This window comes from Archangium violaceum Cb vi76, from assembly GCF_000733295.1.
Lineage (GTDB): Bacteria > Myxococcota > Myxococcia > Myxococcales > Myxococcaceae > Archangium > Archangium violaceum.
In genome coordinates, this window is the sequence record NZ_JPMI01000136.1 from 66,100 (window position 1) to 80,200 (window position 14,101).

Annotated in this window: 13 protein-coding genes; 10 read left to right on the plus strand and 3 right to left on the minus strand. The window is 67.4% G+C overall.

What is annotated here, in order from left to right:
• Positions 1-29: 29 nt before the first annotated feature.
• Positions 30-428 (plus strand): hypothetical protein, encoded by a 399-nt coding sequence (locus Q664_RS20335; protein ID WP_235216787.1) that lies wholly within the window; start codon positions 30-32, stop codon positions 426-428.
• Positions 429-841: 413 nt separating this feature from the next.
• Here the strand turns inward: Q664_RS20335 and Q664_RS20340 are convergent, their stop codons facing one another.
• The gene (locus tag Q664_RS20340) at positions 842-1,588 is read right to left on the minus strand and encodes an SDR family oxidoreductase (protein ID WP_043398007.1); all 747 of its coding nucleotides are present in this window, start codon (positions 1,586-1,588) and stop codon (positions 842-844) included.
• A gap of 104 nt (positions 1,589-1,692) precedes the next feature.
• Between Q664_RS20340 and Q664_RS20345 the strand changes: the two genes are divergently transcribed.
• From Q664_RS20345 to Q664_RS20370, 6 genes are all read left to right on the plus strand, one after another.
• On the plus strand, positions 1,693-2,379 hold the full coding sequence (locus tag Q664_RS20345; RefSeq protein WP_043398010.1) for a TetR/AcrR family transcriptional regulator: 687 nt from the start codon (positions 1,693-1,695) through the stop codon (positions 2,377-2,379).
• Positions 2,376-3,371: a 3-oxoacyl-ACP synthase III family protein gene (locus tag Q664_RS20350; protein WP_043398013.1), complete on the plus strand. Its 996-nt coding sequence runs from the start codon at positions 2,376-2,378 to the stop codon at positions 3,369-3,371. The genes Q664_RS20345 and Q664_RS20350 overlap by 4 nt, the downstream gene beginning before the upstream one ends.
• A gap of 36 nt (positions 3,372-3,407) precedes the next feature.
• Entirely contained in the window at positions 3,408-4,955 is a 1,548-nt protein-coding gene (locus Q664_RS20355; protein ID WP_043398016.1) for a class I adenylate-forming enzyme family protein, read from the plus strand.
• A gap of 79 nt (positions 4,956-5,034) precedes the next feature.
• Positions 5,035-5,676, plus strand: coding sequence for a hypothetical protein (locus Q664_RS20360; RefSeq protein ID WP_043398019.1), 642 nt, complete (start codon positions 5,035-5,037; stop codon positions 5,674-5,676).
• A gap of 49 nt (positions 5,677-5,725) precedes the next feature.
• Positions 5,726-7,366, plus strand: coding sequence for a hypothetical protein (locus Q664_RS20365; protein ID WP_043398022.1), 1,641 nt, complete (start codon positions 5,726-5,728; stop codon positions 7,364-7,366).
• Between the two features lie 2 nt (positions 7,367-7,368).
• A complete protein-coding gene (locus Q664_RS20370) occupies positions 7,369-8,382 on the plus strand; it encodes an alpha/beta fold hydrolase (RefSeq protein ID WP_043398025.1) in 1,014 nt (337 codons plus the stop codon).
• Positions 8,383-8,419: 37 nt separating this feature from the next.
• On the opposite strand, the gene Q664_RS20375 is transcribed toward Q664_RS20370, so the two are convergent.
• Complete coding sequence (locus Q664_RS20375; RefSeq protein WP_043398028.1) at positions 8,420-9,460, minus strand: lipase family protein; 1,041 nt, start codon at positions 9,458-9,460, stop codon at positions 8,420-8,422.
• 176 nt (positions 9,461-9,636) lie between these two features.
• On the opposite strand from Q664_RS20375, the gene Q664_RS52405 reads away from it, so the two are divergent.
• The 3 genes from Q664_RS52405 to Q664_RS20385 all read left to right on the plus strand — a co-directional run bounded on the left by Q664_RS52405 (position 9,637) and on the right by Q664_RS20385 (position 11,990).
• Complete coding sequence (locus tag Q664_RS52405; protein WP_052518420.1) at positions 9,637-10,491, plus strand: DUF2381 family protein; 855 nt, start codon at positions 9,637-9,639, stop codon at positions 10,489-10,491.
• 50 nt (positions 10,492-10,541) lie between these two features.
• On the plus strand, positions 10,542-10,715 hold the full coding sequence (locus Q664_RS59210; protein ID WP_160174461.1) for a hypothetical protein: 174 nt from the start codon (positions 10,542-10,544) through the stop codon (positions 10,713-10,715).
• Between the two features lie 138 nt (positions 10,716-10,853).
• Positions 10,854-11,990, plus strand: a complete 1,137-nt coding sequence (locus Q664_RS20385; protein ID WP_052518421.1) for a hypothetical protein — start codon at positions 10,854-10,856, stop codon at positions 11,988-11,990.
• Positions 11,991-11,998: 8 nt separating this feature from the next.
• Here the strand turns inward: Q664_RS20385 and Q664_RS20390 are convergent, their stop codons facing one another.
• Positions 11,999-13,939, minus strand: a complete 1,941-nt coding sequence (locus Q664_RS20390) for an FG-GAP-like repeat-containing protein (protein ID WP_052518422.1) — start codon at positions 13,937-13,939, stop codon at positions 11,999-12,001.
• Positions 13,940-14,101: the final 162 nt, after the last annotated feature.

Consider the following 14,101-nt stretch of genomic DNA (forward strand, 5'->3'; position numbering starts at 1 on the left):
TCAGCGCCGGGCCTGCGGGAGGATGCAGGATGAGCAGGAAGACAGCCACATCGCCGCGCCGGGCCTCCGGTCGCTTCCCGAAGATCTCCGCGGTCACTCCGCTGCCGGGCTCTCGCGTGGAGAGCGCGCAGGGGTGGATCGAGGCCATGGTCATGCCCCGGGAGGAGCCCGGAGCGACCTGGCAGCCGTCCATCTCGCGCGACCGCTCGCACGTGCACAAGAGCGCGTGTGAGCAGAGCAAGCACTTCCGCGACGCGGTGCTGAACTACCTGCAGGCGCACCACCTCATGGGCGCCGTCAGATGGATCAGCGAGCCGGGCTCCACCGAGATGGTGACGCTCTACTGCACGCCCCGCGTGTTGGAGCAGCTCCAGCGCTCGCGCGAATTCGATGCCGGCCGCACCGCTGGCCTCGAGATGTACACCTGAGCCATCCCCTCAGTTGTGACACCTGAGCGGGGCCCGAGGTTCCCCTCGGCGTCGGGACTACCGGACTGCGTGCGGTTCGCTCGGCTCCCTCGACTCGCGGGGCTCGCTGCCCTGGGTGGGCGTGTCCCGCCTGCCATGCTCGACCTTCCGAGCGTCCCGTCTATTCCCGACTGGAAATGATTTACTCACTTGACTTCCAAGCGGCAACCCCCTGAACGCCTGTTGCGGTTGCATCTGGGCGAAGAAGTCCCACCTTGCACCCTTTTTTGTTCGGCGTTGTTGCACGGGCCCCCCCGTGTGCTCCCTCTCCCCCTGGGAGAGGGTTGGGGTGAGGGTATTCCTCCCCCTGTTCCTTGAACGAACGGGCCGGGCGGATGGGTCTGACCCGGTTCCGCGCCGGCCTGTCCACTCACCTACATCGTGAGGCCGCCGTCCACGTCGATGGTGCGGCCGTTGAAGTAGTCGCACTCGAGGACGAACTTCACCGCCAGCCACAGGTCCTCGGGCAGGCCGATGCGGCCCACGGGGATGTTGGCCACCAGGGCATCGCGGGCCTTCTGGTTCATGCCCTGCGTCATGGGCGTCTCCACCATGCCGGGGGCCACGGCGCCCACGCGGATGCCGAAGGAGGCGAACTCGCGCGCCCAGGTGAAGGTGTTGGCGGCCAGGGCGGCCTTGGCGGACACGTAGTTGCTCTGCCCGCGGTTACCGTGCCGGGCAATGGAGCTCATGTTGACGATGACGCCGGGCTTCTGGTCCGTCTGCACCATCTTCGCCACCACCTCGCGCACCATGAAGGTGGCGCCGGTGAGGTTGACGCCGATGACGGCGTTCCAGTCCGCGGTGGAGAGCTTCTTGATCTCTCCCGTGGTCCGGTCCTTCTTCACCAGAAGTGAGTCGCGGAGGATGCCGGCGTTGTTGATGAGGCCATTGAGGCCGCCCATGGACTCGTGGGCCCACTGCACGAAGGCGATGCAGTCCTCCTCCTTGGACACGTCCAGGCGGCGGCGGTGGATGCCCGCGGGCAGCGCGGCGAGCTTCTCGTCGTTCACGTCGCCCACGGCCACCTGGGCGCCGGCCTCGTGCAGACGCGTGGCGAAGTGAGCGCCCATGCCCTGGGCGCCGCCCGTGACGATGACCTTCAAGTCCTTGAGCTGCATGCGTTCCCTCTCGTGACTGACGCAATGCGTTGCATGTTTGTGCGTCAGCGATGAATGACGGTTTTTGACAATACCGCGAGGGGAGTGTTACGCAAGGTTGAAAGATGAATCGGTCTTCAACTTCGGCAGCCGAGCGCCTCGTTCCAGCGACCCCGCGCGGCCAGCGCACGCGCCAGCGTCTGCTGCTGGCGGCGGAGACCGTCTTCGGAGAGAAGGGCTACGAGCACGCTTCCATCGCGGATATTACCCGGGAGGCGGAAGTGGCGCTGGGAACTTTCTACGTTTATTTCCCGGACAAGCAGTCCATCTTCGTCGAGGTGGTGGACGAACTGGGCGCGCGGCTGCGCCGGCTCATCGCCGAGGCGGTGAGGGAGTGCGAGGACCGGATTGAAGTGGAGCGCGAGGGCCTGCGCACCTTCTTCCAGTTCGTGAGCCGCCACCACAACCTGTACAGGATTGTGAGGCAGGCGGAGTTCGTGGATGAGGCGTGCTACCGGCGCTACTACGACCGTTTCGCCGAGGGCTACGTGTCGGGCCTGGAGCGGGCCATGGCCAAGGGCGAGGTGCGGCGCATGGACGCGGAGGCGCTGGCCTACTGCCTGATGGGCATTGGCGACTTCCTGGGCATGCGTTGGGTGCTGTGGGACCGCAAGGGCGGCCTGGAGCACGTGTTGGACACCGCGATGGAGTTCATCCGCCACGGCATGGACGCACGTCCGGCCGGGGGTAACACCGGCAGCAAGAAGGGGCCGCGCAAGGTGCGCGCTCCGCGGAGCAAGACGAACCGATGAGATACGCCAACATCCTGGCCACCGGCCGCTATGTCCCCGAGAAGATGCTCACCAACGCCGACGTGGAGCGCATCATCGGCGAGCCCGTGGACGAGTGGCTCCAGCAGAACGTGGGCATCAAGCAGCGCCACCTGATGGCGGACAACCAGGTGACGTCCGACCTGTGCGTGGAGGCCGCGAAGCAGGCCATGGAGCGCGCGGGGGTGAAGCCGCAGGAGCTGGATCTCATCATCATCTCCACGGACACGCCGGACTACCTGAGCCCGGCCACGGCCTCGGCGGTGCAGGCGAAGCTGGGCGCGAGCAACGCGGGCACGTTCGACATCAACGCCGCGTGCGCGGGCTGGGTGACGGCGCTGGACGTGGCGAGCAAGACGATCGCCGCGGACGACAGCTACCAGCGCATCCTGGTGGTGGGTGCGTACGGGATGAGCCGGTACATCAACTGGAAGGACAAGAAGACCTGCACGCTCTTCGCGGACGGCGCGGGCGCGGTGGTGCTGGGCGCCAGCGACAAGCCCGGCTTCATGGGCGCGAAGCTGCTGGCGGCCGGCGAGTACCATGACGCGCTGGGCGTCTACACGGGCGGCACGTACCGGCCGGCCACGGCGCAGACGCTGGAGCTCACCAACGGCAAGCCCTCGGTGCAGTTCGTGCGCAAGTTCCCCGCCACCTTCAACACCGAGCGCTGGCCCATGCTGCTCAAGCAGCTGCTGGAGCGCGCGAAGCTGACGATGAACGACGTGGACCACTTCGTCTTCACCCAGCTGAACCTGCGCACCATCGAGGCCACGATGAAGGTGCTGGAGCAGCCCATGTCCAAGACGAACTGGACCATGGACAAGTGGGGCTACACGGGCTCGGCGTGCATTCCCATGACGCTGGATGACGCGGTGGTGCAGGGCCGCATCAAGAAGGGCGACCTGGTGGCGCTGTGCGCCAGCGGCGGCGGCCTCGCGATGGCCTCGGCGCTCTACCGCTGGACGGCCTGAGCGCACCGGCAACACCACGGCAGGAGGGGACGACGCATGTTCATCGGCGATTGGATGGGCCGGGGGGCCATGTACTGGCCCGAGCACACCGCGGTGGTGGACGTGGCCAGGGGAGAGTCCGGCCGCTTCACCTACCGTGCGATGAACGCGCGCGCCGAGGCGCTCGCGGGCTGGCTGCGTGACGTGGCTGGCGTGGCACCGGGAGACCGGGTGGGGCTGGTGGCCCACAACGGCGTGGAGTACCTGGATGCCTTCTTCGCCTGCGGCAAGCTGGGCGCCATCTTCGTCCCCTACAACTGGCGGCTGCACGCGCAGGAGCTGTCGGAGCTGGTGCGCGACACCGGCCCGCGCGTGCTCCTCTACGGCGATGACTTCCGCGACGGCGTGTCCACCGTGCGCGAGCAGGTGGGCAGCGGGCTGCAGCTCGTCCACCTGGACGGGCAGGGGCTGCTGGCGAGCGTCCCGTACGCCCGGACGCTCGAGCACGTGTCCGCCTCGAAGGTGGCGAACCCGCGGGTGAGCGAGGAGGACATCATCTGCCTGCTCTTCACCGGCGGCACCACGGGCAAGAGCAAGGGCGCGCGCATCAGCTACCGGATGGTGGCGTGGAACACGCTCAACACGCTCATCCACGAGGTGCGTCCCGGCGACGTCACGGTGACGCACACGCCCATGTTCCACACGGGCGGACTGCTCGTCTACACGGTGCCGATGCTCTCCAGTGGCGGCACCGTGGTGCTCATGCGCCGCTGGGACGCCGAGGAGATGTTGCGGCTGGTGGAGCGCGAGAAGGTGACGCTCTTCTTCGCGGTGCCCACGCAGTACCAGCAGATGTATGACTCGCCGCGCTTCCGCTCGGCGGACCTCTCCAGCGTGCGCTTCGTGACGAGCGGTGGCGCGCCGCTGCCGGTGCCCCTGCTGCAGGCGTGGCAGGCGGTGCACCAGGTGCCCTTCAAGCAGGGCTTCGGCATGACGGAGTTCGGCCCGGGCCTCTTCAGCATGGGCCCCGAGTTCGCCGTGTCCAAGGCGGGCTCCATCGGCCGGCCCAACTACTTCATCGACGCGCGCCTGGTGGACGACGACGGCCGCGACGTGCCCGAGGGCGCCACGGGCGAGCTCATCCTCAAGGGCCCCTCCATGTGCTCGGGCTACTTCGAGAACGCGGAGGCCACGGCCGAGGCCATCGACAAGGATGGCTGGCTGCACACGGGCGACCTGGCGCACCGCGACAAGGACGGCTTCTACTTCATCAACGGGCGCAAGAAGGACATGTTCATCTCCGGCGGGGAGAACGTGTACCCGCTCGAGCTGGAGACGGTCCTCTACGAGCACCCCGCCGTGCAGTCCTGCGCGGTGGTGGGGGTGCCCGACCCCAAATGGGGCGAGGTGGGCCGGGCCTTCGTGGTGCTCAAGCCCGGGGAGCAGGCCACGCCCGAGGCGTTGCTGGAGCACCTGCGGGGCCGGGTGGCTCGCTACAAGGTGCCCAAGCTGGTGGAGTTGGTGGCCTCCCTGCCGGTGTCCGCGGCGGGAAAGATTCTCAAGCGCGAGTTGCGTGAGCGGGCCATCAAGGCCGGCGTAAGCTGAGCCCAACCCCTTCCGCGGGGCAATCCCAGACACATTGCGTCAACGGAGCCGGCACACGCCGGGAGAGAGGAACTGTCACATGAAGAAGCAACTGCTGTCGGCGGTGGTGCTGTGTGCGCTGAGCGTGGTGGGCTGCGAGGAGGAGCTCGACCCCACCCCGGATGCGGGCACGACGGATGCGGGCACGGACGCGGGCACGGAGATCAAGTACAACACCGCGGACAAGGTCTTCACGTACCTGGAGGGCAAGACGATGGTGATGGAGGGGGCCAACATCCCCAGCCATCCCAATGGCATCAACGAGAACCTCCTCTACGACCCGAGCACCCAGTGCTACAACAAGGTCACCATGCAGATGGCGTCCCGCAACCTCACGGTGACCAGCGTGCGCGCCGTGGTGGAGGGCGCGAGCGGCCAGGGCACGTTGGGTGACTGCAACCGCGACAACATCCGCGACACGCTGGCCCCGTTCGTCTCCACGGTCGTCAACATCGAGAACGTGAAGGAGGACGGCACCTGCTTCGACATCACCGCCACCTTCAACGGCTTCTCGCAGTCGGGCCGCGGGTTGATCTCCCAGGATGGCACGAAGGTGCAGCTGGAGCTCTACTTCGCCGCGACCGGCCACCGCTGCGCGGACGGCGCGGTGGGCGCGAACACCGTCAAGCTGAACGGCACTGCCTTCACCGGCAACGCCATCCAGACGTACGTCATCCAGTAATACCCAACCGCGCTCGTGAGCGCGCACCCTCTCCGGAGACGAGACACGTATGACTGGCAGGACGAAGTTTCGAGGGTGCGCGCTGGCGCTGGCCCTGGGTATGACGGGGCTGGCGCTTCCCGCGGCGGCGCAGAGCACGCCGCTGCCGGGGGCCTATGCCGAGTGGCAGGAAGCCCGGGAGCGCACCGAGGACGCTCCCGCGCGGGAGTTCGTCCTCATCAACTACTTCTTCACCCGCCTCACGGCGAGCAACCAGCTCGGTGACCCGGCGGGTCTCCGGGGCGTGTCACTCGGCCCCATCGGCTTCCCCGCGGGCAGCGCGGTGCGCGTGGAGAAACGCGAGGCCTTCTTCGTCGAGCAGCGCTGGATTCCCGTCATCGAATACAGCCCGCTCTTCGTGGATGGCATGGCCAGCTTCCGCGCCCAGTTCGAGGTGGACTACCTCTGGGGCCGTGCGGCCAACACCGTCCAGCAGAACGAGGGCGGTGGCTTCAACGCGGATCAAATCAACATCCAGACGAAGAACGTCAACGTCGCCCTCTACCCGACGAAGGATCCCAACCAGCTCACCCTCCTCTTCGGTACCCAGCCCGTCTACGACTCCGTCCACGACCCGACGCGCGCCCCGCTCGGCGACATCATCCGCACGGGCTACAAGCTGACCTTCCTGGGCAGTGATGCCACCGGTCTGTCCGTCTTCAGCAACTACCTGGGAGGCCAGGCCCGCCTGAGCCTGCTGCCGCTGGGCAGCTTCCAGGCGGACAAGGCCACCGACGACGATCCGCGCCTCAAGTTCGTCTGGACGGCCCTCGCGGATTACACCTACCCGCTGGCTCCGGGCACCAACGTGGGCCTGTCCCTGTGGCACCTGCGCGACGACACCAAGGGCGAGGCCTATGCCTTCGAGGGTCTGGTGCGCAGCGGCCCCGGCTCTCCGGGACTCGGCAGCTTCACCGGCGCGCCGCAGTTCGCCATCGAGCGGCCCAGTGGCTGGGTGACGTGGCTGGGTGCCAACTTCAACCACAACGTCGACTTCCGCACCGGGCCGTTCGGCGCCTCCGGCTTCGTCATGTACAACGCGGGCCGTTTCCGCAGCAACCGGCCCGACACGACGCTCAACCGCCAGGTGGATATCAGCGGCCTGTCCGCCAACCTGGAGCTGCTCTACAACTTCGGGCGCACCTCGAATGACCTCGTCACGCTCGAGGGCATGTTCTCCACGGGTGACTCGGACCTGCGCGACGGCCGCTACACCAGCGCCTTCACCTTCAACGAGTACGGCCTGCCCGGCGCCGTGTGGTTCAACCACAAGATGCTCATCCTGTTCCCCTTCACCAGCACGGTGAACAACTACACGGGCGCGGTGACGGACATCTCCAACCAGGGCTTCGGTCTGCAGAGCGTCATCGCCACCGGCGCGTATGACCTCATCCCCAACAAGCTCAACCTCAAGCTGGGCGTGGGCCACGCGCGGAGCTCCGTCACCCCACCGGAGAACACGCCGGGCATCCCCCGTGGCCGCATCATCGGCACGGAGATCAACGCCGAGCTGCGCTACACCATCCGCTACCTCATGACGGTGGGTCTGCACGGTGGCTACATGTTCCGCGGCGCCTTCTACAACGGGAACCCGCGCGTCACCGAAAACCCGTGGGCCGCCTTCACCACCTTCACCTGGTACGCCTTCTGACCATGAAGACTCGTGCTCTGGGCCTGCTCGCGCTCGCCGCCCTCTCCTCCGGGTGCGTCACCTCGTACAAGGCGCGTCCGCCCCTGTCCTTCCAGGACTTCGACTACTCCTCCCTCGACGGCAAGCCCTGGCCCCTCCAGCGTCTGGCCCTGCCCGACACCGCCGCCACCCACCACCTCGCGCGCGTGCCCGAGGTCGCCTACGTCGAGCTCAATCCCCAGGGACAGCAGACCGTCCTCTTCATCCACGGCCTGGGCTCGTACCTGAAGTTCTGGCGCTATCAGCTCGATGCCTTCGCCGCCCAGGGCTACCGCGTCATCGCCGTGGACCTGCCCGGCTTCGGCAAATCCGACAAGCCCGCCTCCTTCCCCTACACCATGGAGGCCATGGGCGACGCCGTGCACGAGCTCGCCCAGAAGCTCGGCGCGCAAAAGCCCATCCTCGTGGGCCACTCCATGGGCGGGCAGACGTCCCTCTCCTACGCCCTGCGCTACCCCGAGGACGTGAAGGCGCTCGTGCTCACGTCCCCCGCCGGCTTCGAGAAGTTCAGCGCGAAGGAGAAGGCCTGGTTCAAGCGCTCCTTCAGCGTCTCCCTCATCAAGGGCTCGCCCGAGTACGGCATCTGGGGCAGCGTGCGCCAGTCCAACTTCGAGCGCTGGCGCCCCGAGCTCGACTGGCTCATCGAGGAGCGCGTGCGCGTGGTCAAGAGCCCCGAGTTCGACTCCTATGCCTACGCCAACGTGCGCACCGTGAACGGGCTCGCCCACAACGACTTCGTGCGCGACAGCCTCCACCGCGTCTCCGTCCCCACCCTCATCATCTACGGCGAGGACGACCGCCTCATCCCCAATCCCTTCCTCCACGGGGGCGAGGTGCGTGACATCATGCGCTACGGCCACGAGAACATCCCCGGCTCGAAGCTCGTGGGGCTGGACCGCTGTGGCCACACCGTCCAGATGGACTGCCCCCAGGACTACAACGCGCGGGTGCTCGCGTTCCTCGAGGGCCTGAAGTGAAGGAACTCCCTCTCCCGGAGGGAGAGGGAGCCCGCCACTACGGGATGGTGTGGTTCTTCACCATGTTGAACTGCACGTTCTGCGTGAGGTCCTTCGAGTTGAAGTGGCCGTACGGGTAGGCCGAGTACGTCTTCTCGCCCGTCTGCCCCGGGATGCGCGAGGTGTAGCTGCCGTAGACGACGCCGCCGTAGCCGACGATCTCATCCGCGGTGGACCAGATGGAGTAACGGTAGGCGCCCTCGTAGCCGCTGCTGCTCCGGAGGTTGTCGAGGTACGCCGAGCGGCCCGTGACGAAGGCGCCGACCAGGTAGCCCGGGTACAGGCCGTTGGTGCTGCCGCACGTGGGAGTGGTGGGGCCCGTCTGGTAGCACGAGGTCAGTCCCAGGTTGGCGCCCGCGATGCCCACGAAGGTGTCCACCGAGGACGTCAGCGGCGCGCCCACGTAGTACTGGCCGCCCTCCAGCGAGTCCGTGGCGTAGCCGCCGAGAATCGCCTTGCGCGCCAGCGTCACACCCATCGAGTGCGCGATGATGTCCACCTTGGCGGCGCCCGTGTAGGCCTTCACCGCCTCGATGAACTTGCGGACCTTCATCACGTTCGTCTTCGAGTGGTACTGGTACGCCGACATCATGGCGTCCGCCGGGCCCCACGTCGTCGCGTACAGCTCGCTCGTCTTGTAGCCCTTGGATTGGAAGAACTCGATGGAGGCATTCCAGCCCGACTGGCCCGCCGTGCCCGTGCCAATGGCCTTGTCCGAGTTGCCGTGGATGAAGATGACCGGCTGGTTCACCACCGTGTCCGTACTGCTCGCCTTGCCGCCATAGCTGCCGCCCGCCAGGTCCGCGCGCACCAGGTTGTACGCGGGCTCATAGCCATTGGCCCTCAGCCAGTCACGGAAGTGCGTGGTAAAGCCAGACGTGGACACCGCCGCCTGCTCCGTGCTGCCCGTCTCCTCCGCGGACGCCTCCTGCACGGGGGCCTCCACCGGAGTCTCCACCTCCTCGGCGGGACCGCAGCCTGGAACGAACGCGCCCAACAACAGCGCACCCGTCAATGAAAGGGAATGACGCAGCCGCATGATTGCTACTCCTTGTATTGGATGGGGAGCATGCGGCACGGGGATGGGTGCCGCATTGCGCGATTATAACGTTTTTCACGGTTCATTGCCCGTGGGTTGGAGTTGCTGGGTCAATACCTGCTGCATAGCTTGGGTGACGCATGAGGTCAGGACTAACGCAGATGACTCTCTGCGTCATGCTGTTCCTGACCACGCGTGTCTCCGCTGAGGGGCAGGAGGCGCAACACGGCTTACGCAAGCCGAGGCTGCGCGCAGTCCGGGTGACGGGTCGGGCCGAGGAGGTACGCGTGGCCGCCAGGACGGCGACGCGGATCCGTTTCGACACCGCCCTGGACGCGGAGCGCACGCGTCTGGAGGACGGGCTCGGGCGCTTCGAGCCGCTCCTGGTGGGCAATGGTTTCCTCGTCGTCACCCCTCGCGAGGAGCTCCCCGGCGGTGAGCACGTGCCGCTGCGGGTGGTGCTCTCCGACGGCACCGAGGTGCCCTTCGTGCTCGCCACCAGCGACTCCGAGGTGGACGTGCAGGTGCGCGTTTCCCGCTACGACGTTCGTGCACGTGGAAGGGCCGAGGCGCCGGCCACAGTCTCCGCGGTGTGGCGCGAGCGGGTGTGGGGGCCTCGCGGCGCGAGCGCGGAGGGGTCCGAGCGGCGGCGCTCGCGTTGGGACGAGGGCCGGGCCGGACGGCTCGCGGAGTCCATGCTGGTGCTCGCCGCGCGCTCCGGGCCGCTGCCGCGAGTCGTGCCGGGCGCGGGGCTCGAGGTGGAGCGGCGCCAGTTCCACGCCGGAGGACTGTCCGGTTTCGTGGTGCGCGTGAGGAATCCGGACCCGCTGCGGTCCTGGGAGCCCGGCGATGTCCGGGTGCGTCATGCGGACGGAGGAGGGGAGGTGGAGGTGCTGGCCCTGCGCATGGGGCCCGGGTCGCTCCCGCCCGGTGGGTGGGGGTGGCTCGTCGTCGTCACGCCGGCGCTGCCCGAGGAGGGGCAGGCCCGGTTCGAGCTGGAGCTGCGGGGGCGGAAGGGCGTCGCGCTGTAAGGGCAGCCGTGAGTGCAGCCGTGAGTGCAGTCGTGAGCCCGGAGGACGTCATGAAGATGAACAAGAAGACGTACTGGCGTCGTTGGATGTTGGCCCTTGGTGCTGCCGCTGCTCTGGCCGGAGGCGCGGCCTACGCCCTGCAGAAGGAGTGTTGGCAGTGCTCGCCCTGCGGCTGCTCGTCCGATGGTGGTTACATCATGTGTTGTGACGTCTACGCTTGCTGAGCGAGGCGCGCGACTCATGAAGATTGGTGCGGAACCCGGGCACGTCTTCCTCCCATAATGAGGGAGGCGTGCCTGGAGACATCGCACCGTGACTGGACTCGCCACCTCACGGAGGGGATGACATGAGAGGCGCAGCACATGCGTGAGCGGACACGCTCGAAACGGTTCGCGCTCGCGTTCGCCTTTGGCGGCGTCGCGGTCTTCCTCTGGCAGCTCGCCACGGCTTCCCCGGGCCCCGTTCCCTGGGAGCCGCCCCCGCTTTCCGGCCCCCTCATCATTCCCCGTGCTTCCCCTCGGCCCCGGGCCCTCCTGCATGGAGCCTCCGTGCTCGATGCCAGCTTCGCGGCCTCCTCGGCCTCGCGCCTGGTGAAGGCCGTCCCCGCCTGGGTGTACTCCCAACCATTGCACGGTGTACCGGCAGCTCCTCCCGAGCCGCCTCCTTCTCCTCCACCGCCTCTCGCCAGTGTGATGCCGCTGTCCTCGCGGGAGCTCGCGCCGGATGGGCTTCCCGTCTCGGCGATGCGCTGCAAGCGGACCGGCGAGGGGCTCGACTGTGGAAGCTGCCGCACCGATGGGGACTGTCCCGCCGGCCAGGGTTGTGTGGCCAACCGCGAGACGCGCCGCTTCGAGTGCATGGCCTCCGAGTGCGAGGTGGATGCTCACTGTTTTCCGGGCAGCCTATGTCGCGCCGTCACCACGGGCGCCACCGGCATCGTCGTCCGCCGCTGTTCCCCCGAGGGTGTCCGCCGCGAGGGGGAGTCCTGTGACGCGCTGCCCGTTTCGCCCGCCAGCTCCTGCCGCGAGGGCCTGCGCTGCGTCAACCAGGTGTGCTCCGCGCCGTGCTCGCTGGATGGTGCCGTGCGCTGTGCCCAGGGTTTCGTCTGCACCGACAGCCGCGAGGGCCCCGGTTGTGTTCCGGACTGTCAGCAGCTCGGATGCCCCGAGGGGCAACTGTGCTCCCGCGTGGGGGATGGCCCGTACCAGTGTCTCGCGGCCTCCGAGGGGGATTGTCGCGACACTCCGTGCCCCGAGGGCGAGCGCTGCAACATGCGCATGTCCCGGGGCAGGGCCGTCTTCTGGTGTGCTCCGCTCTGCAACCCCGTGCTTTCCGGCTCGTGCTCCGCCGGGAACGTCTGCGGCATGGGCAGCTCCACCGTCAGCACCTGCTTCCGCCAGTGCGACCCCGGGGACCTCCAGTCCTGCGGCCCCGGCTGGTCCTGCTCCACCGTCACCGAGGACATGTCTGTCTTTGGGTGTACCCCGGAGTTGCGCTAGCGGAGGCGTCAGTACCGGGACAGGTAGGCGCGGGAGCCGCCGTCCGCCGCGCCGTGGTTCCAGTAGATCTGGTCCGCCGCCCCGCTGCCGTCCAGGTCCGCGAAGAAGTACTGCGTGTTGGCGGACTGGCTATAGCCCGGGTTGTTCATCAGCGGGCCACCCGAGAATCCGGTGGCCGAGCCGAGGTACACCTGGATGCGCCCCTCGCGGTAGTCCGGGCGCCAGAAGAGCTTGTCGGCGTGGCCATCGCCGTTGACGTCGGTGAAGTAGAGCCGCGTCTCGGGATTGCCGCTATAGCCGCCCGTGTGCGAGGTCAGGAAGGTGAACGTGCCGTTGCCGTTCGAGGCGTAGACGCGCGTGCGCCCCGAGTCCGCCGCCGGGTCCCACACGATCTTGTCCGCCCGGCCGTCACCCGTGACGTCCGCGAAGTAGAAGTGCGCGTCGCCGTTCTGGCTGCTCCCGGCGTCGGTGTTCGTGTTGGACCAGGCGAACGTCCCGTCACAGTTCGACAGGTAGACGCGCGCCCGGCCCGAGTCGAACGTCGGGTTCCAGTAGATCTTGTCCGCGCACTTGTCCCCGGTGATGTCCGCGAAATGGAAGGTGGTCGCGCTCGACTCGCTCCCGCCGTTGTCGTTCGAGTTGCTCCAGCGGAACGTCCCGTCACAGTTCGACAGGTAGACCCGTGTATGGCCCGTGTCGAAGGTCGGGTTCCAGTAGATCTTGTCCGCGCACGCGTCCCCGTTCACATCCGCGAAGTAGAAGGTCGTCGCGTTGGACGCGCTCCCGCCATTGTCGTGAACGATCGCCGGACCGAAGGTCCCGTTGCAGTTGCCCCGGAAGGCCTGGGTCGCTCCTCCGAGCAACGTGGGATTCCAGGACAGCTTGTCCGCGCAGCCGTCCCCCGTCACGTCGGCGAAGTAGAGCCGCGTGCTCGCCGAGGTTCCGTTGCCCTGCGTATCCGTCGTCGAGCCCGCATGGAACACCGCCGGACGGATGGTCGCCATCACCGCGAAGTGGTCCGAGGGCGAGATGCCGTCGTACTTGCTCGTGTCGATGAGCTGGTCCGACGTGCTCATGTCCCCACCACTCACGAGGATGTAGTCGAGCCGGTTGTAGTGGGTGCTCGGGCTCTTCCAGGAGCTGTTGAAGGTCGCCGTGTCCGCCGTCGTGGCACCCGTGTGCCGCGCCGAGCGGTACAGCGTCGGGGACGCTCCCGTCTCGAGCATCGCGATGGAGTCGTCGTTCGTCGAGCTCGGGTTCTGCGGGTCGGAGTTGAAGTCTCCGAACACGATGATGGAGCGGCCCGTCGCCTTCTGGGTGATGATTCCGCGGATCAGCTCCGCGTTCTTCTCGCGCGCCAGGCCGCAGTTCACTCCGTGCGCCGGGTGCGAGTTGACCAGGAAGTACTGGCGGCCCGAGAGTTTGTCATCGAGCTTGATCCACGCCGCCGTCCGCCCGGATGCATTCGGGTAGCACGCGTTGGACTCGGCGTACGGATTGGCGATGCCGAAGTAGCCCTGCACGTCCGTGCCCGCCGCCAGCGCGAACCGGCTCCGGCGATAGAAGATCATCTTCGGGCTTCCGTTCGGCGGCTTGTAGTAGTCGTAGTTCCCCTGGAACGCGTTGATGAGATCGTTCTGGATGGCCGCCGCCGATGCCTCCTGCACACCGAAGACGTCCGGGTTCCTCGCGGAGATGAGCTTGATGACGTCCGGGCTCCGCTGCGTCCAGCTGTAGATGCCCGTGTCATCCGCGTTCACCTGCCGCACGTTGTACGTCATCACCGTGAACGGCCGGTGATCCACCGTCGCCGCTGACTCGAGGCTCGCGAGCTCCTCGGGGTCGTGCGCGTCCAGTGTCGCCGGTCCACAGCTGGACCACAGCGTCGTCAGGGCCAGCAGGGCCGGACGCTGGAGATTGCCGCGAAGCCTGCGCGTTTCGATCTTCATCTGCGCTCCTCTTGGGGGGAGGCGCATCCTCGAAGAGCGGGACGGTGAGTTCAAGTAATTCGTGGATTGATTGAAATCCCTCGACCCCCAGCCCTCTCCCAGAGGGAGAGGGGGCATCGCACGGGCTCAACCCGGGATTCGGATACCCTCACCCCGTCCCTC

Coding starts and splice junctions, on each gene's coding strand:
- Q664_RS20335 (WP_235216787.1), top strand. CDS start 30: ATGAGCAGGAAGACAGCCACATCGCCGCGCCGGGCCTCCGGTCGCTTC.
- Q664_RS52405 (WP_052518420.1), top strand. CDS start 9,637: ATGCTGTTCCTGACCACGCGTGTCTCCGCTGAGGGGCAGGAGGCGCAA.
- Q664_RS59210 (WP_160174461.1), top strand. CDS start 10,542: ATGAAGATGAACAAGAAGACGTACTGGCGTCGTTGGATGTTGGCCCTT.
- Q664_RS20375 (WP_043398028.1), bottom strand. CDS start 9,460: ATGCGGCTGCGTCATTCCCTTTCATTGACGGGTGCGCTGTTGTTGGGC.
- Q664_RS20360 (WP_043398019.1), top strand. CDS start 5,035: ATGAAGAAGCAACTGCTGTCGGCGGTGGTGCTGTGTGCGCTGAGCGTG.
- Q664_RS20345 (WP_043398010.1), top strand. CDS start 1,693: ATGAATCGGTCTTCAACTTCGGCAGCCGAGCGCCTCGTTCCAGCGACC.
- Q664_RS20340 (WP_043398007.1), bottom strand. CDS start 1,588: ATGCAGCTCAAGGACTTGAAGGTCATCGTCACGGGCGGCGCCCAGGGC.
- Q664_RS20355 (WP_043398016.1), top strand. CDS start 3,408: ATGTTCATCGGCGATTGGATGGGCCGGGGGGCCATGTACTGGCCCGAG.
- Q664_RS20390 (WP_052518422.1), bottom strand. CDS start 13,939: ATGAAGATCGAAACGCGCAGGCTTCGCGGCAATCTCCAGCGTCCGGCC.
- Q664_RS20385 (WP_052518421.1), top strand. CDS start 10,854: ATGCGTGAGCGGACACGCTCGAAACGGTTCGCGCTCGCGTTCGCCTTT.
- Q664_RS20365 (WP_043398022.1), top strand. CDS start 5,726: ATGACTGGCAGGACGAAGTTTCGAGGGTGCGCGCTGGCGCTGGCCCTG.
- Q664_RS20350 (WP_043398013.1), top strand. CDS start 2,376: ATGAGATACGCCAACATCCTGGCCACCGGCCGCTATGTCCCCGAGAAG.
- Q664_RS20370 (WP_043398025.1), top strand. CDS start 7,369: ATGAAGACTCGTGCTCTGGGCCTGCTCGCGCTCGCCGCCCTCTCCTCC.